Annotated in this window: 25 protein-coding genes; 18 read left to right on the forward strand and 7 right to left on the reverse strand. The window is 72.7% G+C overall.

The window, feature by feature from the left end:
* The first annotated feature begins 97 nt into the window (after positions 1–97).
* Together ACIQFX_RS07180 and ACIQFX_RS07185 are read left to right on the forward strand one after the other, a co-directional pair.
* Complete coding sequence (locus ACIQFX_RS07180) at positions 98–4,882, forward strand: DUF6531 domain-containing protein (RefSeq protein ID WP_402459674.1); 4,785 nt, start codon at positions 98–100, stop codon at positions 4,880–4,882.
* 35 nt (positions 4,883–4,917) lie between these two features.
* A complete protein-coding gene (locus tag ACIQFX_RS07185) occupies positions 4,918–5,997 on the forward strand; it encodes a hypothetical protein (protein ID WP_402459676.1) in 1,080 nt (359 codons plus the stop codon).
* A 29-nt stretch (positions 5,998–6,026) separates the two neighbouring features.
* Here ACIQFX_RS07185 and ACIQFX_RS07190 read toward each other — a convergent pair whose 3' ends face one another.
* The gene (locus ACIQFX_RS07190; protein ID WP_402459678.1) at positions 6,027–6,767 is read right to left on the reverse strand and encodes a GntR family transcriptional regulator; all 741 of its coding nucleotides are present in this window, start codon (positions 6,765–6,767) and stop codon (positions 6,027–6,029) included.
* 209 nt (positions 6,768–6,976) lie between these two features.
* Between ACIQFX_RS07190 and ACIQFX_RS07195 the strand changes: the two genes are divergently transcribed.
* The 6 genes from ACIQFX_RS07195 (at position 6,977) to ACIQFX_RS07220 (ending at position 13,996) form a co-directional block, all read left to right on the forward strand.
* Positions 6,977–8,134: an ABC transporter substrate-binding protein gene (locus ACIQFX_RS07195; protein WP_402459680.1), complete on the forward strand. Its 1,158-nt coding sequence runs from the start codon at positions 6,977–6,979 to the stop codon at positions 8,132–8,134.
* A gap of 29 nt (positions 8,135–8,163) precedes the next feature.
* Entirely contained in the window at positions 8,164–9,066 is a 903-nt protein-coding gene (locus ACIQFX_RS07200) for an ABC transporter permease (RefSeq protein ID WP_402459682.1), read from the forward strand.
* A complete protein-coding gene (locus ACIQFX_RS07205) occupies positions 9,054–9,881 on the forward strand; it encodes an ABC transporter permease (protein WP_402459683.1) in 828 nt (275 codons plus the stop codon). The genes ACIQFX_RS07200 and ACIQFX_RS07205 overlap by 13 nt, the downstream gene beginning before the upstream one ends.
* 29 nt (positions 9,882–9,910) lie before the next feature.
* Positions 9,911–11,035 (forward strand): ABC transporter ATP-binding protein, encoded by a 1,125-nt coding sequence (locus ACIQFX_RS07210; RefSeq protein WP_402459685.1) that lies wholly within the window; start codon positions 9,911–9,913, stop codon positions 11,033–11,035.
* Between the two features lie 82 nt (positions 11,036–11,117).
* Positions 11,118–12,587, forward strand: coding sequence for an HAD-IA family hydrolase (locus ACIQFX_RS07215; RefSeq protein ID WP_402459687.1), 1,470 nt, complete (start codon positions 11,118–11,120; stop codon positions 12,585–12,587).
* Between the two features lie 269 nt (positions 12,588–12,856).
* Positions 12,857–13,996, forward strand: coding sequence for a PP2C family protein-serine/threonine phosphatase (locus ACIQFX_RS07220; protein WP_402459688.1), 1,140 nt, complete (start codon positions 12,857–12,859; stop codon positions 13,994–13,996).
* A 101-nt stretch (positions 13,997–14,097) separates the two neighbouring features.
* On the opposite strand, the gene ACIQFX_RS07225 is transcribed toward ACIQFX_RS07220, so the two are convergent.
* Entirely contained in the window at positions 14,098–15,027 is a 930-nt protein-coding gene (locus ACIQFX_RS07225; RefSeq protein WP_402459690.1) for a hypothetical protein, read from the reverse strand.
* 171 nt (positions 15,028–15,198) lie between these two features.
* Here ACIQFX_RS07225 and ACIQFX_RS07230 point away from each other — a divergent pair, with 171 nt between their 5' ends.
* Both ACIQFX_RS07230 and ACIQFX_RS07235 read left to right on the forward strand, forming a co-directional pair.
* Entirely contained in the window at positions 15,199–15,492 is a 294-nt protein-coding gene (locus tag ACIQFX_RS07230; RefSeq protein ID WP_402459692.1) for a Rid family hydrolase, read from the forward strand.
* A gap of 120 nt (positions 15,493–15,612) precedes the next feature.
* Positions 15,613–15,786, forward strand: coding sequence for a CsbD family protein (locus tag ACIQFX_RS07235; RefSeq protein WP_402459694.1), 174 nt, complete (start codon positions 15,613–15,615; stop codon positions 15,784–15,786).
* A gap of 212 nt (positions 15,787–15,998) precedes the next feature.
* Here the strand turns inward: ACIQFX_RS07235 and ACIQFX_RS07240 are convergent, their stop codons facing one another.
* Both ACIQFX_RS07240 and ACIQFX_RS07245 read right to left on the reverse strand, forming a co-directional pair.
* Complete coding sequence (locus tag ACIQFX_RS07240; RefSeq protein ID WP_402459696.1) at positions 15,999–17,057, reverse strand: SRPBCC family protein; 1,059 nt, start codon at positions 17,055–17,057, stop codon at positions 15,999–16,001.
* Positions 17,058–17,060: 3 nt separating this feature from the next.
* Entirely contained in the window at positions 17,061–18,101 is a 1,041-nt protein-coding gene (locus tag ACIQFX_RS07245) for a histone protein (protein WP_402459698.1), read from the reverse strand.
* A gap of 159 nt (positions 18,102–18,260) precedes the next feature.
* Here ACIQFX_RS07245 and ACIQFX_RS07250 point away from each other — a divergent pair, with 159 nt between their 5' ends.
* From ACIQFX_RS07250 to ACIQFX_RS07285, 8 genes are read left to right on the forward strand one after another with little or no spacing between them, the layout of a single operon-like run.
* On the forward strand, positions 18,261–18,644 hold the full coding sequence (locus tag ACIQFX_RS07250; protein ID WP_402459700.1) for a gas vesicle protein: 384 nt from the start codon (positions 18,261–18,263) through the stop codon (positions 18,642–18,644).
* A gap of 28 nt (positions 18,645–18,672) precedes the next feature.
* Positions 18,673–19,173 (forward strand): gas vesicle structural protein GvpA, encoded by a 501-nt coding sequence (locus ACIQFX_RS07255; protein WP_402459702.1) that lies wholly within the window; start codon positions 18,673–18,675, stop codon positions 19,171–19,173.
* Positions 19,174–19,176: 3 nt separating this feature from the next.
* Positions 19,177–19,887 (forward strand): GvpL/GvpF family gas vesicle protein, encoded by a 711-nt coding sequence (locus ACIQFX_RS07260; protein ID WP_402459704.1) that lies wholly within the window; start codon positions 19,177–19,179, stop codon positions 19,885–19,887.
* Positions 19,888–19,934: 47 nt separating this feature from the next.
* Positions 19,935–20,183 (forward strand): gas vesicle protein GvpG, encoded by a 249-nt coding sequence (locus ACIQFX_RS07265; RefSeq protein ID WP_402459705.1) that lies wholly within the window; start codon positions 19,935–19,937, stop codon positions 20,181–20,183.
* Between the two features lie 17 nt (positions 20,184–20,200).
* Positions 20,201–20,632 carry a gas vesicle protein gene (locus ACIQFX_RS07270; protein WP_402459707.1) on the forward strand — a complete coding sequence of 144 codons (432 nt, stop codon included), beginning with the start codon at positions 20,201–20,203 and terminating at the stop codon, positions 20,630–20,632.
* Positions 20,629–21,486, forward strand: a complete 858-nt coding sequence (locus ACIQFX_RS07275) for a GvpL/GvpF family gas vesicle protein (protein ID WP_402459709.1) — start codon at positions 20,629–20,631, stop codon at positions 21,484–21,486. Before ACIQFX_RS07270 ends, ACIQFX_RS07275 begins: the two co-directional genes overlap by 4 nt.
* Positions 21,483–21,689 carry a gas vesicle protein gene (locus ACIQFX_RS07280; RefSeq protein WP_402459711.1) on the forward strand — a complete coding sequence of 69 codons (207 nt, stop codon included), beginning with the start codon at positions 21,483–21,485 and terminating at the stop codon, positions 21,687–21,689. Before ACIQFX_RS07275 ends, ACIQFX_RS07280 begins: the two co-directional genes overlap by 4 nt.
* Entirely contained in the window at positions 21,686–22,084 is a 399-nt protein-coding gene (locus tag ACIQFX_RS07285) for a gas vesicle protein K (protein WP_402459713.1), read from the forward strand. The genes ACIQFX_RS07280 and ACIQFX_RS07285 overlap by 4 nt, the downstream gene beginning before the upstream one ends.
* 118 nt (positions 22,085–22,202) lie before the next feature.
* On the opposite strand, the gene ACIQFX_RS07290 is transcribed toward ACIQFX_RS07285, so the two are convergent.
* The 3 genes from ACIQFX_RS07290 to ACIQFX_RS07300 are packed head-to-tail and all read right to left on the reverse strand — an operon-like array spanning position 22,203 to position 22,905.
* The gene (locus ACIQFX_RS07290) at positions 22,203–22,463 is read right to left on the reverse strand and encodes a GlsB/YeaQ/YmgE family stress response membrane protein (RefSeq protein ID WP_402459714.1); all 261 of its coding nucleotides are present in this window, start codon (positions 22,461–22,463) and stop codon (positions 22,203–22,205) included.
* A gap of 49 nt (positions 22,464–22,512) precedes the next feature.
* Positions 22,513–22,683, reverse strand: coding sequence for a hypothetical protein (locus tag ACIQFX_RS07295; RefSeq protein ID WP_402459716.1), 171 nt, complete (start codon positions 22,681–22,683; stop codon positions 22,513–22,515).
* 21 nt (positions 22,684–22,704) lie between these two features.
* On the reverse strand, positions 22,705–22,905 hold the full coding sequence (locus ACIQFX_RS07300) for a hypothetical protein (protein ID WP_402459718.1): 201 nt from the start codon (positions 22,903–22,905) through the stop codon (positions 22,705–22,707).
* Positions 22,906–23,090: the final 185 nt, after the last annotated feature.

Consider the following 23,090-nt stretch of genomic DNA (forward strand, 5'->3'; position numbering starts at 1 on the left):
AGGCCGAGGTGATCTCTCGTCAGAGGTGCGTGGTAGGACTGTCGGGGCCGGCCGAAGCGACCGGTGGGAAACGTCACCACGGACGGGGGAGCACAACGTGGCGGTCACGGTTCCGGACTGGGCGGACACCCTTCTCGATCTGATCGGCGTCGCCTGGCCGAACGTCGACGAGGACGCGTATCGCGACATGGCGGACGCGCTCCGGGAGTTCGCGGACGACCTGGAGGACGACGGGCAGCTCGCGAACAACCATTTCGAGCGGCTGCTGTCCTCGGGCCAGGGCGAGTCGATGGACGCGCTCGACGAGCACTGGGCGAAGGTCAAGGGCAAGCACATCAAGGACATCTCCGGGGCGGCCCGCACGATCGCGGGCGCCCTGGACACGGCGGCCGGCGTGATCGAGGGCATGAAGCTCGCGGCCCTCGTGCAGCTCGGCTACCTCGCCGCCGAGGCGGGCATCGCGATCTCGCTCATCCCGGTCACTGGCGGCCTGTCGGCGCTGATCGGCGCGGGCGCGATGCGGGCCACGCAGGAGGTGATCAAGCGGCTGATCAAGGAGTGCGTGGAGGAGGCCGTCGGCTACGTCGTGGCGGCCATGACCGAGCCGGCCGTGGCGGCCCTCGAAGGCATGGCGGCCGACCTGGTCGTGCAGCTGGGCGCGGTGGCGATCGGCCTGCAGGACGGGGTGGACCTCGATCAGACCAAGGACGCGGGCAAGGACGGCTTCGAGGACGGGGTGCAGTCCGGCAAGGAGGCCATGCACCTGGCCTCGGCGGGCGGCGGGGCGAAGGGGCCGGGCAGCGGCCTGAAGGACCTCCACATCGAGCACGCCGAGCACACCCACGCCTCCACCCAGCTCAACTCCGTCAGCGTGAACATCCACGGCAGGACGGCGGGCAAGCTCGGGAAGGCGAGGACCGCGCACGGCCGCACCCGGGGGCGCGACTCGATCGCCGACGCGATCGACCCCGTCGCCGACAAGGCCCTCGAAGCCCTCACCAAGGCCGCGAAGAGCATGGGCGACCACGTCGGCCAGACGCTCCCCAAGGTCGTCAAGCAGATCTCCGTCGACCACAAGAACACCGACGACGACCTCCGCGACCGGTTCGCCCGCCAGCGCAAGGGCGACCACGACGACGGCAAGGGGAACGGGTCGCCACGCAAGGACCGCGGAGACGACGTGCGGACGAGGCCCAACTCCGTCACGGACGCCAAGGACGACCCGCGCGCCCACGGCGTCTCCCTGGACAAGACGGTCTGCAAGAACGACCCCGTCGACGTCGCCACGGGCAAGATGCTGCTGCCGCAGACGGACCTCACCCTGCCCGGGGTCCTGCCGCTCGTCCTGCGCCGCACCCACGTCTCCAGCTACCGCTACGGCCGCTGGTTCGGCCGCAGTTGGGCCGCGACCCTGGACGAGCGGATCGAGGTCGACGCCTCGGTCGGCAGCGCGATCTGGGCCCGCGAGGACGGCGCGGTGCTGATCTTCCCCCGGCTGCCCCGCCCGGACGGCGACCGGGTCATGCCCGTGGAGGGCGACCGGCTGCCGCTGCGCCACGGCGGCGTGTCCGGCGACGAGACCTCGTACGAGGTCCACGATCCGCACAGCGGCCAGGTCCGCGTCTACACCGGCAGCCCCTACCGGAGCTCCACCGCCTACTGGCTGACCGCGATCGAGGACCGCAACGGCAACCGGATCGAGTTCTCGCGACGCTCCGACGGCGCGCCGACCGCCGTCACGCACTCGGGCGGCTACGTCCTCCGGATAGCGGCCGACGCCTCGCGCGTCACCGGCCTCGCCGTCCACGGAGCCGGCGAGCCGGCCGCGGTCGTGGGCTACGCCTACTCCCCGTCGGGCGACCTCACCCGGCTCACCGGCCCCGAGGGCCCCGACGGCCCGGCCATGACCTTCACCTACGACGGCGACAGCCGGATCACCTCCTGGACCGACCGCAACGCCACCACGTTCCGCTACGTGTACGACGCCGCCGGCCGGGTCTCCGGCACCGTCGGCCCCGACGGCATCCTCTCCTCGCGGTTCTCCTACGACGTCCACCCGGACACCGGGCACCGCGTCACGCGGTACACCGACTCCACGGGTGCCACCACGACACTGGTCCTCGACGACCGGCTCCAGGTCGTCGCCGAGACCGACCCCCTCGGCCACACCACCCACCTCACCTGGGACCCGTACGACCGCCCGCTCAGCCGCACCGACCCGCTCGGCCACACCACCGAACTCACCTGGGACGAGGCGGGGAACCTGGTCGCGGTCCGGCTGCCCGACGGGAGCACGGCGACCGCCCGCTACGACGAGCGCAACCTGCCGCTGGAGGTGATCGCCGCCGACGGCACGCCGTGGCGGCAGACCTTCGACGAGCTCGGCAACTGCACGTCCACCGAAGGCCCCGACGGCGCGGTCACCCGCTTCACCCACGACGCCACGGGCGCCGTCGCCTCCGTCCGCGACCCGCTCGGCGCCACCCTCCGCATCCGCTCCGACCGGGCCGGACTCCCGCTGGAGATCACCGGAACCGACGGCGGGGCGGCGACCGTGGAGCGCGACCACCGCGGCCGGCCCCTCGTCATCACCGATCCGGCCGGCGGACGCGAGGAGTTCTCCTGGGACCACGACGACCGGCTGCGGCACCGGACCGCCGCCGACGGGACCCGGGAGTCCTGGACCTGGGACCCGGAGGGCAACTGCCTGGCCTACACCGACGCCGCCGGCGGCGTCTGGACCACCGAGTACGGCCCCTTCGACAAGCCCCTCGCCCGCCTCGCGCCCGACGGCGCCCGCCACGAACTGCGCTACGACACCGAACTGCGCCTGCTCGGGGTGACCGACCCGCTCGGCCAGGACTGGCACTACCGCTACGACGCGGCCGGCCGGCTGGAGGCGGAGACCGACTTCGCCGGCCGGGAACTCTCCTACGGCTACGACGCCGCGAACCGCCTCACCACCCGCACCACACCCCTCGGCCGGACCGTCGGCTACACCTGGGACGCCATGGACCGCCTGGTGGCGCGGAACGCCGACGGCGCCGTCACCCACTACGCCTACGACCGCTCCGGCGCACTCGTCGAGGCCCGCACCGCCACCTCCACCCTCACCGTGGAACGCGACGCGCTCGGTCGGCCCCTCGCCGAGACCGTGGACGGGCGCACCCTCCGCCACGCCTACGACACGGCGGGCCGCCGCGTCACCCGCATCACCCCCACCGGCGCCGTCAGCCAGTCGCTGTTCGACGCGGCCGGGGACCGGGTCGCCCTCGTCACCGGCGGCCACGCGCTCAGCTTCACCCACGACCCCCTCGGCCGCGAACTCACCCGCAGCTGGGGCGCCCCGGGGACGGCCACCACCCTCACCACCGACTGGGACCGCGTCGGCCGGCCGGTCGCCCAGACGCTGTCCGCGCCCGGCTCACCGGACCCCGTGCGCGCCCGCGACTACGCCTACCGCGCCGACGGCTACCCCGTCACCCTGGGCGAGACCACCGGCGGCCGGGCCCGCCGGGACAAGCGCGTCACGCTCGACCCCGTGGGCCGGCCGCTGTCCGTCGAGGCACCCGACTGGGTCGAGCGGTACGCGTACGACGCCGCGGGCAACCAGACCTCGGCCGACTGGCCCGAGGCCGCCGGACACACCGAGGCCCGAGGCCCGCGCCGGTACGAGGGCGCCCACCTGGTCGCCGCCGGCGGCGTCCACTACGAGCACGACGCCGCCGGCCGGGTCGTCCTGCGCCGCCGCACCCGCCTGTCCCGCAAGCCCGACGTGTGGCGCTACGCCTACGACGCCGAGGACCGCCTCGTCGCGTGCACCACGCCCGACGGCACCCGGTGGACCTACGCGTACGACCCGCTGGGCCGCCGCAGCGCCAAGCACCGGATGGCCGACGACGGCACCACGGTCGTCGAGACGATCCGCTTCACCTGGGACGGACCCCTCCTCGTCGAGCAGTACGACGAGACCGCCGGCACCATCCTCACCTGGGAGTACGAGGGACACCGGCCGCTGGTCCAGTACGAGCGCAGGCCACTGGACGACGACGAGGTCGACGCGCGCTTCTTCGCCGTCGTCACCGACCTGGTCGGCACGCCCACCGAACTGGTCTCCACCGAAGGGGAGACGGCCTGGCGCAGCCGGTCGACCACCTGGGGTGCCACGGGATGGAACACGGCGGCCACCGCCTACACCCCGCTGCGCTTCCCCGGGCAGTACGCCGACCCCGAGACCGGCCTCCACTCCAGCTACTTCCGGCACTACGACCCCGACACCGCGCGCTTCACCGGCCCGGACCCGCTGGGCCTCGCCCCTGCGCCCAACCCCTCGACGTACGTGGTCAATCCGTGGGTGTGGACCGACCCCCTCGGCCTGGCGCCCAAGCGGTGCCAGATGGACGCCTACGACTGGGACGGCTCGATCCGGTACGGCCGGCTCGACCACCTGGGCAGGCCCACCGGCGTCTACGCCTGCCTGCGGCCCGAGATCATCGACGCGAAGAAGGGCACGGAGGCGGGCAAGCTCAAGCCGCCGGGCTGGCGCGGCGACGGCACCGCCTTCAACGAGGCCCGCGGCCACCTCCTCGCCGACCGGCTCGGCGGCGCGGGCAAGGGGCGCCTGGCCTGGCACAACCTCGTCACCCAGACCCAGACCCCGACCAACTCGCCCGACCAGCGCGACCAGGTGGAGCAGGTCATCTTCGACCAGGTGACGAAGAACAAGGAGGTCGTGCAGTACCACATCAAGCCGATCTACGAGGGCTCCAACCCGGTCCCGATCAGGCTGGAGTTCACGGCGTTCGGCAACAAGGGCTTCACCTTCACCCACAGCCTGGACAATCCGGCCGCGGGCGTCCGGACCGCGGTACCGGGCCTATAGCATCGCAAACCGAACCGCCCCTGGAGGATCCGCGCATGACCCGCACCACGCCCCCGCGCCCCGTCGACGTCGAAGCGGTGTTCCCCGCCCTCGCCCGGTACCGCCGGACGGCGACGCGACTGCATCCCCGGCAGGGCACGGCGAAGCCGGAGGAGAGCTCGGTGGCGGGTCCGCTCCTGTGGCCCGCCGACGAGCCGTGGCCGGTGTGCACCGCCGTGCACCCGAAGGGCACCGGACACCTGCTGTCCGACGTACGGCTCCGCCGGCGCATCCAGGACGAGGCCCGCGGGCGGGAGTTCACCGACGAGGAGCGGCGGCTCCTCGACGGGATGACCGCGGGGACGCACGTCCCCGCGCTCCGCGACGAGGACCCGCTGCCGCTCCTCGCCGTCGCCCAGCTCCGCACCGGGGACGTGCCGGACCTCACCGGCCCCGAGGGGCACGACCTCCTCCAGGTGTTCTGGTGCCCCTTCGAGGTCCACGGCCCGGAGCGGACCATCGCCGTGGAACTGCGCTGGCGCCGCTCGGCCGACGTCGGCGCGGTCCTCGCCCCGCAGCCCGAACCGCCGGTCGCGGGGCGTGAGGAGTGCGTCCCCACCTCCTGCGTCGTCCACCCGGAGCAGGTCGTCGAGCACGAGTACCTCGGCCTCCTCGACGAGGACCTCCAGGAGGAGATCGACGCGTGGGAGGAAGGCCTCCTCGACGAGGACGACGAGGACGCGTACGACTCGTCCTCGCCCGCGAGTTACGCCACGTACGAGGAGTACGAGGCCGCCATGGCCGCCGCCCGCGCCGAGGAGCCCGAGGAGGTCGACTACATGAGCGACCTCTCCCTCGCCCCGGGCTGGAAGGTCGGCGGCTTCGCGTCCTGGCACCTCACCGACCCCCGCCCGGTGGACTGCCCCGCCTGCGGCACGCCGATGCCCCCGCTGCTCACCGTCGCCACCGTGGAGTGCGACGGCGCCTCGCGGAGCTGGCTCCCCGTCGAGGACCGCGACGCGGCGGACGACCCCCGGGTGATCGACCCGGTCGGCGTCTACCTCGGCCGCGGCCTCATGCGCGTCCACACCTGCCCGGCCGACCCGGCGCACCCGCACCGGCTCAGCTTCCAGTAGGCCGCACGGCCCCCGCGACGGACGCGGGGCTATCCCGCGCTGGTGCGCACCAGCGGGTTGTGGCCGATCGCGTTGGCGACGGAGAAGCTGACCGCGTCAGGGCGGTAGCGGTCGTCGGACCACTCGACCGGGCGGCCGTCGTGGGTGGTGGTGACGCGGCGGACCCGGAGGAGGGGGCTGGTGCGGCGGACGGCGAGGAGGCCGGCGTCCCGGGCGCCGGCCGCGATGGCGTCGATGACGTGCTCGCCGTGGGCGAAGACCAGACCGGTGTCGTCGTAGAGCCGTTGGGTGACGGAGGCGCACCCGGGTTCGATGCCCTCGACGGCGGGGGAGATCCAGTCGGCGTAGACGGTGCGCTCGACGAGCACCGGATCGCCGTCCAGGCCGCGCAGGCGCAGCACGTTCAACACCGGCGTGCCCAGGGGGAGATGGAGCCGGGTGGCGTCCTCGGCGGTGGCCGGGCGGTACTCCTGGGCGACCACCCGGCCGGTGGCGGTGCGGCCGTTGGCCTGCGCCCACTGGGCGAAGCTGCGCAGCTCGGCGAAGCTCTGGCTGCGGCGCGGGGCGAGGACGACGCGGCGGGCGCCCTGGCGGGAGCCGATGAGGCCCTCCGCGGTGAGCGCGGCGACGGCCTGGCGGACGGTGCCGCGCGAGACGCCGTACCGGGCGGCGAGCTCGGTCTCGGCCGGCAGGTGGGCGCCGACCGGGTAGTCCTCACGGTGGATCGCCCGCCGGAGCTCCGCGGCGATCTGCTCGTGGCGCGCGGTCATCGTTCCCCCTGGACTGCTGCGGTTCCTTCGACTGCTGTGTGCAGTGCGTCCAGCCTAGACCAGTGTTCAAGTGGCCGAAAACAAGCGCGATTGTGCAGGGAATAGCGGTGATCCGTTCGGGTGCCGTTCATCTTCAGGTCATCAACGCCCGGCGTACTGAGGCCGACTTGTTCAGACAAGTTGTCAGCCTTCGATCCCCTGGAGAAGCCGTGCCCGTCCCCGCGACCCTCCCGAGAAGCACCGTCCTCGGCGGCTCCCTCGCCGTCGTCGCCGCGCTCGCCCTCACCGCCTGCGGAGCGGCCCCCGAGACCACCGGCACCGACGGCAAGAGCGCCGCCACCGCCACCTCCGCCGCCGACTTCGGCGGTCTGGAGGCCCTCGTCGCAGCGGCCAAGAAGGAAGGCACGCTGCACGCCATCGCGCTGCCGCGCGACTGGGCCAACTACGGCGCCCTCATCGACGGTTTCCAGAAGAAGTACGGCATCAAGGTCGAGGTCGAGAACCCCGACGCCTCCAGCCAGGACGAGCTCAACGCCGTCACTTCCCGCAAGGGCCAGGACCGCGCCCCCGACGTCCTCGACCTCGGCAGCAGCTTCGCCCTCAGCGGCGCCCAGCAGGGCCTCTTCGCCCCGTACAAGGTGACCGCCTGGAGCGACATCCCCGACGGCCAGAAGGACCCGAAGGCCCGCTGGTACAACGACTACGGCGGCTACGTCTCCATCGGCTGCGACGCCAAGCGCGTCAAGAACTGCCCCACCACCTTCAAGGACCTCCTCAAGCCCGAGTACAAGGGCCAGGTCGCCCTCAACGGCAACCCCACCAAGTCCGGCTCCGCCTTCGGCGGCGTCTACGCGGCGGCCCTCGCCAACGGCGGCTCCTTCGACGACATCCAGCCCGGCCTCGACTTCTTCGCCGCACTGAAGAAGAACGGCAACTACACCCCCGTCGAGTCCACCCCCGCCACCGTCGAGAAGGGCGAGACGCCCATCTCCATCGACTGGGACTACCTCAACGCCGGCTACGCCGAGGAGTTCAAGTCCAAGGGCCTCGACTGGAAGGTCGCCGTCCCCGCCGACGGCCGCTACGCCCAGTACTACTCGCAGGCCGTCAACAAGGACGCCCCGCACCCGGCCGCCGCGCGCCTCTGGCAGGAGTACCTGTACAGCGCCGAGGGCCAGAACCTGTGGCTCAGGGGCTTCGCCCGTCCCGTCCTGATGCCCGCCCTCGACAAGGCCGGCACCCTCGACAGGGACGCCGCCGGCAGGCTGCCCGCCGTCACCGGCGTCCCCGCCTTCCCCACCGAGGCCCAGCAGGCCACGGCCAAGACGACGCTCGCCCAGGGCTGGGGCAAGGCCGTCTCCGGATGACCACCGACACCTCGCCGAGGGACACCACCATGAGTGACACCCTCACGGCGACCGCCGCCGCCGGGCCCGAGAAGGCCCGGCGGCGGGGGCCCCGCCGCACCCCCGCCTGGCTCGCCGCCGTCCCCCTGCTCGCCTTCACCGCGATCGCCTTCGGCATCCCCGCCCTCGCCATCGTCGGCGGCGCCCTCACCGTGGACGACCCCGCCACCGGCACGAGCACGTACGGCACCGCCAACCTCACCGCCTCCGTCCACGGCGCCTACCTCACGGCCCTCGTCGGCAGCGTCAAGCTCTCCGCCACCGCAGCCGGCCTCGCCGTGCTGCTCGGACTGCCGCTCGCCCAGGCCGTCGTCACCTCCCGCTCCCGCGCCCTGCGCGAGGCCGTGCTCACCGCCTCCGGCGTCCTCGCCAACTTCGGCGGCGTGCCGCTCGCCTTCGCGTTCGTCGCCACCCTCGGCAACTCCGGAGTCCTCACCGGCCGGCTCGGCCTCGCCGACCACGGCTGGAGCCTCTACAGCTTCTGGGGCCTCGTCATCGTCTACCTCTACTTCCTGATCCCGCTGATGGTCCTCACCATCACCCCCGCCCTCGACGGACTGCGCACCCAGTGGCGCGAGGCCGCCCGCAACAACGGCGCCACCGCCCTCCAGTACTGGCGGCACGTCGCCCTCCCCGTGCTGCTGCCCAGCCTCCTCGGCGGCCTCGTGCTGCTGTTCGGCAGCGCCTTCGCCGCCTACGCCACCGCCGCCGCGATGGTCGGCAGCGCCGTCCCCCTCGTCACCCTGCAGATCTCCGACGCCCTCTCCGGCAACGTCCTCGTCGGCCAGGAGAACGTGGCCCTCGCCCTCAGCCTCGACATGATCGTCATCGCCGGGCTCGTCATGGCCGTCTATCTGCCCCTGCAACGCCGGAGCACGCGATGGCTCGCCTGAACCGATCCCCCTCCCCGTGGCGCTGGGCCGCCCTCGGCCTCGCCGGCCTGTACTTCCTGGTGCCGCTGGCCGCCTCCGTCGTCTTCACCGTCGACGTGCCCGGCCGGGGCCTCACCTTCGACGCCTACACGAAGATCCTCACCACCGACGGCTTCGTCACCAGCCTGCTGCTGTCCCTGGGACTCGCCGCCGTCACCATCGCCGTCGTCCTGCTCCTCATGGTGCCCGCCATGGTCGCCCTGCGGCTCGGCGCGCCCCGGCTGCGACCGGTCGTCGAGGCGGTGTGCTCGCTGCCGCTCGTCGTCCCGCCCATCGCCTTCGTCGCCGGCCTCGGCACCGTCCTCAGGTGGGGCCCCGAACACCTCTCGCGGACCCCGCTGTTCCAGACCTTCGTGGCCCTGCAGAACCCCGACTTCCCGGTCGTGCTCGTCCTCGCGTACGTGGTGATGGCCCTGCCCTTCGTCCACCGGGCCCTCGACGCCGGGCTCGCCGCGATCGACGTCCGCACCCTCGTCGAGGCCGCCCGCAGCTGCGGAGCCGGCCGCGTCCAGGCCCTCGTCAGCGCCGTCCTGCCCAACCTGCGCGGCGCGCTGATGAACGCGTCCTTCCTCACCCTGGCCCTGGTCCTCGGCGAGTACACCGTCGCCCAGCTGCTCGGCTTCCGGCCGTTCGCCGTCTGGATCGTCAACATCTCCGGCTCCCAGGCCCAGATGTCCGTCGCCGTGTCCGTGCTCAGCCTGCTCGTCACCTGGCTGCTGCTGCTCGCCCTCGCCGGCGCGGGCGGACGCCGCCGTACCCGTACCTCCGAGGCATGACCTCCAGTCCTGACCCCCAAGGGATGACCATGAGCGTGACCACCCCCCTCGCACCGCGTACGGACACCGGCGCCGCGACCGTCGAATTCCGGTGCCTGAGCCGCCGGTTCGGCGCCACCACCGCCCTCGACGGCCTCGACCTCACCGTCGCGCCCGGCGAACTCCTCGCCCTGCTCGGCCCGTCCGGCTGCGGCAAGACCACCGCCCTGCGCATGCTGGCCGGTTTCGAGCAGCCCGACTCCGGCGCGGTCCTCGTCGACGGCGAGGACATCACCCGCGTGCCCGCCCACCGCCGCGACGCGGGCATGGTCTTCCAGTCCTACAGCCTCTTCCCCCACCTCGACTGCCTCGACAACGTCTCCTTCGGCCTGCGCATGCGCAAGGTCGCCAAGGCCACGCGCCAGAAGCAGGCCGCGGAACTGCTCGACCTCGTCGGCCTCGGCGACAAGGGCGGCCGCTACCCCCACCAGCTGTCCGGCGGCCAGCAGCAGCGCGTCGCCCTCGCCCGCGCCCTCGCCCTGCGCCCCCGCGTCCTGCTCCTCGACGAGCCGCTGTCCGCGCTCGACGCCAAGGTACGGCTCAGCCTGCGCGAGGAGATCCGCCGCATCCAGCGCGAACTCGGCATCACCACACTCTTCGTGACGCATGATCAGGAAGAGGCGCTGTCCATGGCCGACCGGGTCGCCGTGATGCGCGCCGGTCGCCTGGAGCAGTGCGCACCGCCCGCCGAACTGTACGGGCGCCCCGCGACCGCGTTCGTCGCGGAGTTCGTCGGCACGATGAGCCGGATCCCCGGGGACCTCGACGGCAGCACCGTCGACGTACTCGGCCGGCGACTGCCGGTGGAAGGCGAGACGCCCGCGAACGGCGCCGTGGACGTGCTCGTCCGCCCCGAGGACGTACGGGTCACCGGCGGCGACGCCACCGGGGACACGGACGCGCCGGCCGACGCGGGCACCGGCCGGATCACCGCCACCGCCTTCCTCGGGGCGACCACCCGCCTCACCGTACGGATCGAGGGCGGATCCGCCGACGGCACCGAGGTGAAGGCCGACCTGCCCACCCACGAGGCCGCCGCGCTCACCGCCGGCCGGCCCGTGCGGCTCGCCCTGCGCGAACGCCCTGTGCTCGTCGCGCCCCGCAGGGCAGGCTGACACAGGGACCGCGACCCACCCGGTCCCGCGTGACCTGACAGCCGGCGCACCGCGCGCCGGCGGAACAGAGAAAGAGACCAACGTGCCCGCACTCCACGCCGTCCTGTTCGACATGGACGGCACGCTCGTCGACACCGAGGGCCTGTGGTGGCAGGCGGTGGAGCAGGTCGCGGGACGCGCCCTGACCGAGGCCGACCGCCCCGACGTCCTCGGCCGCCCCGTCGAGCACACCGCCGCCTGGCTGGCCGCCGCCCCCGGAGCCCCGGCCGCCGAGCGGCTCGCGGCCGAACTGCACCGCGAGTTCGCGGACCGGGTCGCGGCCGGCGTCGAGCCCCGGCCCGGCGCCCTCGACCTGCTCGCCGCGCTCGCCCGCGACGAGGTGCCCACCGCACTGGTCACCGCCTCGCCGCGGGCCGTCGCCGACACCGTGCTCGCCGCGCTCGCCGCCCTCGGCGCGCCGGCCTTCACCGTGTCCGTCACCGCCGACGACACCGAGCACACCAAGCCCGAACCCGACCCGTACCTGGCCGCCTGCCGCGCCCTCGGCGTCGACCCCGCGCACTGCGTGGCCGTCGAGGACACCCCCACCGGCGTCGCCTCGGCCGAAGCCGCGGGCTGCACGGTGCTCGCCGTCCCCTCCCTCGCCCCGATCGCCCCCGGCCCCCGCCGGACCGTCCGCAACGAGGGCCTCACCGGCGTCACCCCCGCACTGCTGCGCGGCCTGACCGGCGGCCGCCTCACCGTGATGAGCTGGAACCTCTGGCTCGGCGGCGCCATGGTCGACGACCACCGGGCCAAGCAGCTCGCCGCCATCCGCGCGTCCGGCGCCGACGTCGTCGGCCTCCAGGAGACCGGCGGCACCGCCACCCGCGAGCTCGCCGACGCGCTCGGCTGGCACCACCACACCGCGGGCGAGAACCTCGGCGTCCTCAGCCGCCACCCCGTCGTCGCCCGCCTCGGCGACCCCGACGTCGGCTTCTACGGCGCCGCCGGAGTGCGCCTCCGGGTCGACGACGACCTGGAGGTGGACGTGTGGACCGCGCACCTCCACTACACCCCGTACGGGCCGTACGAGGCCGCCTTCGACGGGCTCCCCGCCGACGAGCTGATCGCCCACGAGGACGTGCGCCTCGCGCAGATACGGGACACGCTCGCGCGCATCACCAAGGAGGCGGGGGACCGGCGCCCCGTCGTCCTGGTCGGCGACTTCAACGCCGCCTCCCACCTCGACCGGCTCGACGTCCCCTGGCCGGTGACGGCCGCCGCCGCCGAGGCCGGTCTCCGCGACTCCTACCGCGAGGCCCACCCCGACCCCCGCACCGACCCCGGTCACACCTGGTCGCCGATCCACCCCGTCCACCCCGAGCCCGGCGAGCACGCCGGCCGCCCCGAACCGCAGGACCGCATCGACTACGTCCTCCACAACGCCCGCGGCCTCCGCGTCCTCACCTCCCGCACGCTCGTCACCGGCACCCCGACGCCCTGGCCGGACGTCTCGGCCAACACCTGGCCGTCCGACCACGCGGCGGTGGTGACGACCTTCGCCCTCTGACGCCGGCCGCGGCCCACGGCGTCCGCCCGGGCCTCCCACCGGGAGGCCCGGGCACGGAGAGTCGCCCGAGCAGGCCTGCGCCCCGGAGACCGGACACGGAGAGATGCCCGAACCGCCCTGCGCCCCGGAGTTCGGACATGGAGCGTCATCTCGCCCCCGCCGGTTCCCGGGAAGCCCGCCGGACACGGAGCGTCGTCCCCCGCGGACCGCTCGTGGGGCAGGGCGCCGGGCAACAGGACATGCCGCGCGACCTGATGTATGCCTTTCCCATGGGTTCCCGCCGCAGCGACTTCGTCCCACGCCTCGCCCGGCGCCACGGCCGACTGCTGCTCGCCGTCCCCTTCGCGCTGATCGCGGTGGTCACCGTGGTGGACATCGTGGTTCCGCCCGAGGTGCACCTGGGACCCTTCCTCATCGCCGCGCCCGCGGTGACGGCGTCGTTCGCGGGACCGCGCATGACCGCCTTCGTGGGGGCGGTCGCGGTGCTCGCCCAGTCGATCGTGGCCGTCGCCCGGACGAGCTTCACGGATCTGAACCACACCTACCAGATCGTCGTCCTCGTCCTGATCTCGATCATCGTCACCTTCTTCTCCTACCTCCGCGAGCGCGACGAGTCCCGGGTGACCCGGCTCCGCTCCATCGCCCACGCCGCCCAGAGCGTCGTCCTCCGCCCCCTTCCCCAGCACGCGGGACCCCTGCACATCGCCTCCGTCTACCTGGCGGCCGAGGAGGAGGCGCAGATGGGCGGCGACCTCTACGCCGCCGCCCGCACGGCGACCGGCACCCGCCTCCTCATCGGCGACGCCCGAGGCAAGGGCCTCGACGCCATCAGCGAGGCCTCACTCGTCCTCGGCGCCTTCCGGTCCGCCCGGCGCGAGCAGGAACTGCCGGACCTCGTCGGGCACCTGGAGGCAGGCGTCGGCTCCATGGAGGAGGCCACCCCCGCGCCCGAGGCACCCTCCGGCCCCGACGGCCCGACCGACGACACCGACGAGGCCTTCGTCACCGCGCTCGTCCTCGACATCCCCGACGACGAGCCCGTCGTACGCCTCGTGAACTGCGGCCACCCGCCGCCCCTGATCATCCGCGACGGGCGCGTCATCCCCCTCGACGCCACCGACGCGAGCCCCCCGCTCGGCCTCTCCGACGTCCTCACCCCCCACGTGACCGTCGAGACCTTCCCCTTCGACACCGGCGACGTCCTCCTCCTCTACACGGACGGCGTCATCGAGGCCCGCGACCGCACCCGCGCCTTCTACCCCCTCACCGAACGCCTCCCCACCTGGGCCGGCGACGACCCGCCCACCCTCCTCGGCCACCTGCGAGCCGACCTCCGGACCCACGCCGGCGGCCACCTCGGCGACGACGCGGCCCTCGTCGCGGTCGAACGGCTTCCCCCGAAGCGGTAGCGCGCGCCCGCCGTCAGGCGCGCCGCCGACGGGCACGCCACCGGGGCGACGATGTTCCCTCCCGGCAGCACACCGCCGCGTGGCCCTGGACCACCGGTCGTTCACCGTGCGCGTCTGATGTCGCGGAGACGTCTCCGGACCTCCTTCACCACGCGCCGCGACAGATCCGGCACTTGACCGTCGTCGTCGGCCATCGGGGTCCGCATGACGGCGACCACGTCACCGGCCAGAGCGACGAGCACGTCCACCTCGGCCCGCTGCGCGGGCGTGTAGACGGAGTAGTCGTCCTGACCGTCGACCAGGCCGCCCACCGCGCGCAGCCTGCGCCGCGTCTCCTTACGGAGGCCGTCCAACAACTGCCGTACCCGACGGCTGTGCTTGCACCGGGCCGCGGCGCGCTCCTCGCGGACGCCGAGGTCGGCGGCGTGCTCCTCGAGAAGGGTGGCGGCGGCGCGTTGCTCGCGAAGGTTCTTGCGCCCCTTCCAGCTGATGAGGCCGCCCGCCGCGAGGAGTACGGGCGCGGCCGTGATGCCGCCGAGCACCAGGGTGCCCGCGGCGACCCCGCCCCCACCCGCCGCCAGTGAGCCGCCGCCCAGCCACGCGAGGACCGCGCTCGTCGCGGCCGCCCCGGAGAGGCCGGAGATGGCCGTACCCGTGGAAGCGGTGGCGAACGCTCCCACCGCGGCGATCGTGCCCGCCTTCAAGCCGACCGAGGCCCCGACGCCGAAGGCCAGCGCGGCGACGGCGCGCAGCGCGTCCGAGTGGATGCGGCGCACCTCCCCGTCCGCCGGTTCCGACCCGGAGGGTTCGGCGACGGCCTTCAGATCGTCCGGACCGATGTTCCTCAGGTGGGAGAACACGTCACCGAACGGCACGAGTGCCTTGTCGTACGCGCGGTGGCGGGCGCGCTCCTGCGCCGCGACCTCGACGGCCTCGTACCGGGCGAGCCGTTCCTCGCGGCGGTTCAACTCCTCCGCCCGCCGCTCGTTCCTCTTGCCCAGTCCGATCGCGTCGACCATGGCTATGCCCACCGGTGCAGCTCCCCTCCCGGCCGCTGCTCGCGCGGCCCCCCGGTCGTACCTGCGAGGAAGTATCGTCGCGCGCGGCCTCCCGCGCGGCCGTTCCGGAACGGATCGAGCCTGTCGTGTGGACGTTCCGGGTGGCGGGGGACCGGTACGCGGGGGAGCCGGGAGGCTAGGCGGGTGGCGGGGGGCGTAGCGGGTGGCGCGGTCGTCTCGCCCGATTTCGCCGAGCGGGTCGCGCAGGCGTTCCGCAACGCCGGTGTCGCGCTCGCCGCCCATGGGTTGGACCTCGGGCACGTGGTTCAGCTGCGGACGTACGTGGTGGACCACGACGTCGCCGAGCTCGCGCCGATCGGCGCCGCCATCGGGAAGGGCCGGGGGGCGAAGCCGCCCGTGAACCCGCTCGTCGGCGTCGCGAGTCCGGCCACGCCCGACATGCTGTTCGAGGTCGAGGCCCTCGCCGCCCGACCCTGACACCCGGATCCCTCGAACCCCTGGGCACCCGGCGCCTTCTTCGAGAGTGATTTCCCGGTGCGTGATTTCTCGCGCTTTATCCGGGTAGCGAGCCAGTGACTCTCCTTGGAGGTGACTGGGATGGCCACGGGCAAGAAGGCCAAGAACATGGGAAAGACGGCCAAGGGCAAGGCGAAGGAGGTCACCGGCAAAGCCGTCGGCAACGAACGCCTGGAGGCGAAGGGCCGCGCCGAGCAGGTCGCCGGTGACGCGAAGCAGGCCGCGCAGAAGGCGCGCGACGCGCTCAAGCACTGACGCGACGCTCTCAAGCACTGACCGGTGACAGTCACTGACCGGTGACAGCCGACCGAGGGGCCGACGGCGGGAGCCGTCGGCCCCTCCTCGTGCCCGTGCGGCACCACCTGAGGGGAAGGGCGCCACCTGAGGGGACGCGTGAGCGAGCGGTCGCGCGCGCACGACGGTGGCCGTGCGCGCGCACGGCCACCGGTCGGACGATCCGGCGAGGCTCAGCGTCGGCGTCCTGCGAGGCGGGGCGCCTCGTCCTCGTCCTCGTAGGCGTCGTCCTCGTCCTCGTCCACTTCCGCGCCCTCGTCGTAGGCGTCGTCTTCTTCGTAGTCCCCTTCCTCTTCTTCGGGGTAGTCCTCTTCTCGGTCCGACCGGCTTTCCTCGTCCTCCTGGTCTCCCTGGCCGTCCTCCTCGTCCACCTCTTCGGCCTCCTCTTCGCCCTCTTCCTCGTTCCCTTCCTCGTTCTCCTCCTCCGCGACGGCGTCCTCGTGCGTGAGGACGACCTCGCCGTCCTCGATCTCCCCGCGCCAGCCGTCGGGTTCATCGCTGGAGAGGGACACGAAGCGGTCGAAGTTCTTCAGGTCCAGGCGCATGCGCCTGCCCTGGGCCCGCCACAGGTTGCCGGTCTTCTCGAAGAGCCCGGACGGGTAGTACTCCACGACCAGGAGGATCCGGGTGAGGGAGGGGGCGAGCTCGTGGAAGCTCACGCATCCGCGCGTGGTCCCCTTGGCGCCCTCTGACGTCCAGAGGATCCGCTCGTCCGGTATCTGTTCCTGGACGGAGGCCTTCCAGCTGCGGGTGGACGGTCCGACCTTGACCTTCCAGTCACTGGTCGTGTCGTCGCCCTGCGAGACGCTGCGCACGCCCTTGGCGAAGCTGCTGAAGTTCTCGTACTGCGTCCAGTGGTCGTAGGCGGTGCGCAGGGGCACGCCGATGTCGATGGCCTCGATGATGTTGATGGGCTTGGAGCCGCCCTTGCGGTTCTTCTTCTTGCCGCCCAGGAGTCCGGAGCCGACCTCCTTCACCTTGTCCTTGAGGCCCTCGAACGTATGGCCGATAACGGCCTTCGCGGGGGAGTCGCCCTGGAGCAGACGGCCGCCGAGGTCCCCGAGGCTGCCGCCGTTCTCGGCGACGTCGTGGAGGCCGTCGGTCAGGTCGCCCAGCTTGTCCACGGCCTTGTCCGCGACGTGGCCGGCTTGCGTGGACAGGTAGGCGGAGGCTTCTTCCATCAGCCGGTCGAACCCGGAACGGTCGTCTCCGGCCGCTTGGTGGGTGGCCATGGTTCACCTCCGCGAGGTCGTCTTGCGGCGGGCCGTCTTGGTGGCGACGGTCTTCTTCGCGGCGGACTTGGTCGCCGGGGCGCGCCCCGAACTCTTCTTCGGCGCTGCCGTCTTCTTCGCTGCAGGCCTGGCCGCGGTCTTCTTGGCCGCGGTCTTCTTGGCGGGCGTGCTGCGCTTCGTCTTGCCCGTGGCGCCCTGTCCCGTCGTCCCGGTGCTCGACTTGCGGGCCGAAGCCTTCGTCCCCGTGGTCGACGTCTGCTTGGTCGACGCCTTCTTGGCCGTGGTCTTCTTGGCAGGGGCCTTCTTGGCCGTGGTCGCCTTCCTGGCCGGGCTCGTCGTCTTCCTGGCCGGGGTCGCCTTCTTGGCGGGAGCCGACTTCTTCGCCGAGGCCGACTTCCTGGCCGGGGCCGCCTTGCGGGTCGTGGCGCCTCGTCCGGGGGACTTGGACGGTGAGGCCGGGGTGGAACGGCGGGCGGGCCGGCGGCGGGCGGGCGGCTCTTCCTCAGCCTCTTCCTCCGGGCCTTCCTCCTCTTCGTCCTCCGCTCCTCCGCGGGGTTCTTCCTCTTCGGGTTCCTCCGGCGCGGATTCCTCTTCCTCCTCCTCTTCCTCTTCCTCGGGTTCTTCGTCCTCGCCCTCCTCGTCGGCGTAGGCTTCCTCGCCGTCCTCGTAGTCGTCCTCGTAGCCGTCTTCCGATTCGTCGTCGTAGTCCTGCTCGTCCTCCTCCTCGTGGCCGCGTTCGAGAGCGAGAGTGCGCTCGCGCAGCGAGTCGGCGAGCTCGCCCATCCGGCGGTTCGCGGCGGCCACGACGGCCTTGCGCCCGGCGTCGAGTGCTTCACCCTTGATCTGGTCGCCCAGCTCGGCCACCTGCGGCATCTCGCTCAGCTTCTTCAGACCCTGTGTCGCGAGCTCCCGCGGGTCGAGGCCGAAACGGCGGCCTGCGGCGTACGTGATCAGGGAGAAGGCCAGTCGTCCCTTTTTCGCCCGCCCCAGTACGTAGCCCCCGGCGACGGCGGCCGCCAAGGCGATCTTGGTCGTGTCGTCCATGAGCTTTCCCTTCACCGGACGGTTACTACGGGGACTGCTCCGCTCGATGCGAGATATGCGCGGATATCGAAAAAAGAAGAGGTTCGCGGTCAGGTGAGGGTGTTTGCATCGGTCTGAGCCGGGAAGGCGCACTGGTCAGTCCGCGAGGGGAGCAGGCAGATGGCCGCAGCAGAAGCGGGCCGCAGCCGACGTCCTCCGCCCGAGGAGGGCGCGGACAGCGAGACGAAGCCGACCAGGCCCGTCCGGAAGGCCGCCGCGCGCAAGGCTGCGCCGCGTCGCAGGGTGACCGGTGCGGCGGCCGCGATGCGCTCGGCGGTGGAGCAGCTCTCGACGTTGCTGGGTCGGGTTCCCGACTCGGTCTCGTCACTCCGGCCGAGCGAGGACGGTTGGGAAGCCCAGGTCGAGGTCGTCGAGCTGGAGCGGATCCCCGACACCACCAGCATCCTGGCCAGTTACAAGGTCACCCTGGACGAGGAAGGCGAGCTGATCTCGTACGAGCGGACCCGGCGGTACAGCCGGGGCATGATCGATCGACCGACCTGACGAGCCGGATCCGTGAAGGGAAGCGGCCATGACAGTGGTGCCGCAGAGTGGAAGCAGCGTCAGTAGAAACACCGGTGGAGGCACGAGCAGCCTCTATGACGTTCTGGAGTTGATCCTGGACCGTGGGATCGTGATCGACGTGTTCGTACGCGTGTCGCTCGTCGGCATCGAGATCCTGAAGATCGACGCGCGCATCGTCGTCGCCAGTGTCGACACCTATCTGCGCTTCGCCGAGGCCTGTAACCGCCTCGACCTGGAAGCGGGCCGGAAGGCCCCCGCGCAGTTGACCGACGTCGTCGGCGACGCGATCGAGAGCGGGGCCCACGGCAAGTCCGAGGGTGCCGTCGGCGGCGTCGTGGACGCGGTGAAGAAGTCGCTCACCGGCGGGTCCGACGACGAGGAGGAGCCGGAGGAGGAGCCGGAGGAGGAGCCGGAGGAGGAGCCGGAGGAGGAGCCGGAAGAGGAGCCGGAGGAGGCCCCCCGGCGCCGTCGGCCCGCGCGGCGACCCGTGCGCAGGGAGAAGGAGTAGGCGATGCCCCTCTACGTGTACTCCATCACCGACGCCACCCACCCGTGCCGCCTGGACGGGCTGACGGGTGTCGGCGCCGAAGGCGTGCCGGTGCGCGACCTGACCGCCGGGCCGCTGCGTGCGGTCGTCTCGGACGTCGACGAGGAGGTCCGGCCCAGACGCCGAGACCTCGCCGCCCACCAGGCGGTGCAGGAGCGCCTCATGGCCGACGGAACGATCCTTCCCTTGCAGTTCGGCTACACGGCCCCCGACGACCAGGCCGTCACCCAGGTGCTTCGCGAGCGTGCGGACGGCTACCTGGCGGCGCTGGAGCGGCTCAGCGGCTGCGCCGAGTACCACGTCAAGGCGTCCCAGGACGAGGACGCCCTCCTGCGGGGGATCCTCCAGGACTCGGACCGGGCCCGGCAGCTCAACGACCGCATGCGGGCGGGCGACCCCGACCCGAGGCTGCCCCTGGAACTCGGGGAGATCGTCGCCGCCGAGGTACGGGAGCGGCAGGAGGCCCTGGCCGCCCGACTGGTCGGTGCGCTGATCCCCCTCGCGGTCGCCCACAGCGTCCGCGCGCCCGCCGAGGGCGACATCCTCGGCGTCTCCCTCCTGGTCCACGACGACGACAAGGACGCGTTCCTCCAGGCGGAGGCCGCCCTCGCCGACGAGAACGAGGGCGTCCAGTTCCGCTTCGCCGGGCCGCTGCCCCCCTACAGCTTCGTGTAGCCCGGCCCGGGCCCCGCCGGGCCCGGCACTCGTTCCGAGGAGGAGCCATGGGAGCGCTGACCAAGCTCCTGACCGCGCCGCTGCTGCCCGTACGGCTGGTGACGTGGGTGGCGCAGCGCGTGGTGGACCAGGCCGCCGCCGAGTACTACGACCCCGCCCCCGTCTACGCCGCCCTCGCCGAGCTGGAGCGCAGGCTCGAGGCCGGGGAGATCGACGAGGCCGCGTTCGACCGCCAGGAGGGCGAACTCCTCGACCGTCTCGACGAGATCGCGCAATTCCGACAGAACCTGCCGTGACCCAGGAGGTCGGGCCCGTGACTGACCCGCTTGCCCACCGGATCGCCCCGATGCCGTCCCGTGCGTCGCCGGCGGCGTACCCGCCGTCCTCGTCGGCCAGTCTGGCCGACATCCTGGAACGCGTCCTGGACAAGGGGATCGTGATCGCCGGCGACATCCGCATCAACCTCCTCGACATCGAACTGCTGACCATCAAGCTGCGCATCCTGATCGCGTCGGTCGACAAGGCCAAGGAGATGGGCATCGACTGGTGGGAGCACGATCCCTCGCTCTCCTCCCGGCACAGCGCCGATCCGCTCGCGGAGGAGAACCGGCGCCTGCGCGCGGAGCTCGACGCCCTGCGCCGCGAGCGGTCGGACGCCCTGCCGTCCGACCGCTCCGACGGGGGCCCGGCGCGGCGCGGCGCGGCCCGGCCCGGCGACGCCGAGAGCGAAAGGCCCGCACCGTGAACGGAGAACCGAGCCTCACCTACGTCTACGCCGTCGCCGCCCCCACCCCTCGGCTCGGCGAGCTGCTGGGCGACCTGCGCGGGGTCGGCGCGGCTCCGGTCGCCCTCTTGCTCCCCCACGGCGCGGGGCCGGACGCCCCGGCCTTCGCCGTCAGCCGGGTGCCCGCCGACGCATGGGGTGAGGAGGTCCTCAGATCCCGCTTCGAGGACCTCGCCTGGCTCGACGAGACCGCCCGCGCCCACCACCGCGTCATCCAGGCCCTCACGGAGCACACCGTCGTCCTGCCCCTGCGGCTGGCCACCCTCTACCGGGACACCGACAGCGCCCGGGAAGCGCTCGGCGCGCAGCAGGAGGCCTTCGGGACCAGACTCGCCCTCCTCGCCCACCACGCCGAGTACGGAGTCAAGGTCTACGTGGCCCCCGACACCGGTACGGTCCCCGGCGCCGGCACGGCGGGCGGCGCCGGCACGGCTCCCGATGCCGCTACGACTCCCGGCAAGGCCTATCTGGAAGCCCGCCGTGCCCAGAGCCACGCCCGTGAGGACCGCTACCTGCAGGCCAGGGAAGTGGTGGACCGCATCGCGGCCACGGCGGCCCGGCACGCCGCCGACGTCGTCCGCCACCCGGCGCAGACCGGCCCGCTCACAAGCCGCGAGAACGGCGAGAACGTCCTCAACGACGCCTACCTGGTTCCCGAGGACCAGGCCGAGGACTTCCGCGCCGCCGTCCGCCGGGCGGGCCGCGACCTCACCGGCGTACGCGTCGAGGTCACCGGCCCCTGGGCGCCGTACTCCTTCGCCATGCCGTCGGCACCGTCCGACGACCCGCCCGAGCACCGCGGCGCGCGCTCATGACCCCCGCCGAACGCCCCGCACCGCTTCCCGGCCGGCAGGTCGCCCTCGTCGACCTCCTCGACCGGCTCCTGGCCGGCGGTGTCGTCGTCACCGGCGACCTCGTCCTCTCCATCGCCGACATCGACCTCGTACGCATCTCCCTGCGTGCCCTCATCACGTCCGTCACCGCCTCCGACACCTTCGCCCCCGAGGTCAGGCCATGAACAGCCACCGAGCCCCGCGACCGCCGCACCCCGACCCGGACGCCGTCGGCGACCGGCCGCCCCACGCCTTCCAGCTCCTCCGGGCGCCGCTCGCCGCGCCCGGGGAGACCCGGCCGGCGGCCCACCGCATCCGTACCGACCGGGAGGCCGTCGGCGAGGACCTCCTCAAGCTCGTCCTCACCGTCGTCGAACTCCTGCGGCAGCTCATCGAACGCCAGGCCCTCCGCCGCGTCGAGGCGGGCGGCCTCACCGACGCTCAGGAAGAGGAACTCGGGGCCACCCTGCTCGCCCTGCACGACCGGATGACCGAGCTGTGCGTCGAGCACGGGTACACGCTCGACGACCTCAACCTGGAGCTCGGCCCCCTGGGCCCCCTGCTTCCCCCCGCGCGCTGACGGCGCTCCGCTCGCGCCGGGTACGGACCGAGGCCGGGGACGGACCGAGTTCGGACCGAGGGCAGTCGTGCGGCCCAGGGCCCCCTGTGAGGGGAGGCCCTGGGCCACGGTGGGGGCGTCACTTGTGCCGTGCGAAGAGTCGGGCGACCGCGAGGAGGACGAGCGAACCGACGATGGCGGCGATCCAGGTGGACAGCTCGAAGAAGCCGTCCACGGAGTCGACGTCGAAGAGGACCTTGCCGAGCCATCCCCCGAGCAGGGCGCCCGCGATGCCGATGAGCGTGGTGACGATGATGCCGCCCGGGTCCTTACCGGGCATCAGCATCTTCGCGATGATGCCCGCGAGCAACCCGAGGAGAATCCAAGCGAGTATTCCCATGATTCCTTCTGTCTCGCGATGTGGACCAGCCGTCGATCAGGAGCGTCGATCAGGAGAACTTCCCCTTCGCCTCCTCCTTCAGGCGCCGGGCCTTGCCGCGCGCTTGGAGTGCCCCGCCCTTGGCCGCCAGCTTCTCGTTGCCCATCGCGTGCGCGGACTTCCTCACGGCGCTGCCGGCGACTTCTTCCATCTGCGCCTTCGTCTTCTCCCAGGTGCCCATGTCTCCTCCGTCCGGACCTGCCTACACCCTGCGCCGTACAGCCGTCGGCACCAGGGCGTGCAGGGCCCGTCGCGCCGTCATCCGCATGCCCCATGCCATCAGATGGAGCTCCCATTTCGTCAGGCGCACCACGGTTCGGCGGACGAGGGCCCGCGGAGTCCACCGGGAGAGGACCCGGCGTCCGCGCCGGCCGTGGCGGCGGCGCCCCACACGGATCTTCATGCGGTCTCCTGCCGGTCGCAGAGCGGTGACGTGCCCCCGATTCGCTCGTCGAATCGGTGACAGGACGGGTTCCCGACGGGTTTTCCCGTCTTGGCATGCGTCTGCGCCGGCAGTTCGGTTTTAAACATCGCCGTCCCCGGTCGGGTGCTGCCGGGGAGGGGCTCGGGGGGTTCGCCGGTGCCCGG

This window comes from Streptomyces sp. NPDC093089, from assembly GCF_044754405.1.
Taxonomy (GTDB): Bacteria; Actinomycetota; Actinomycetes; order Streptomycetales; family Streptomycetaceae; genus Streptomyces.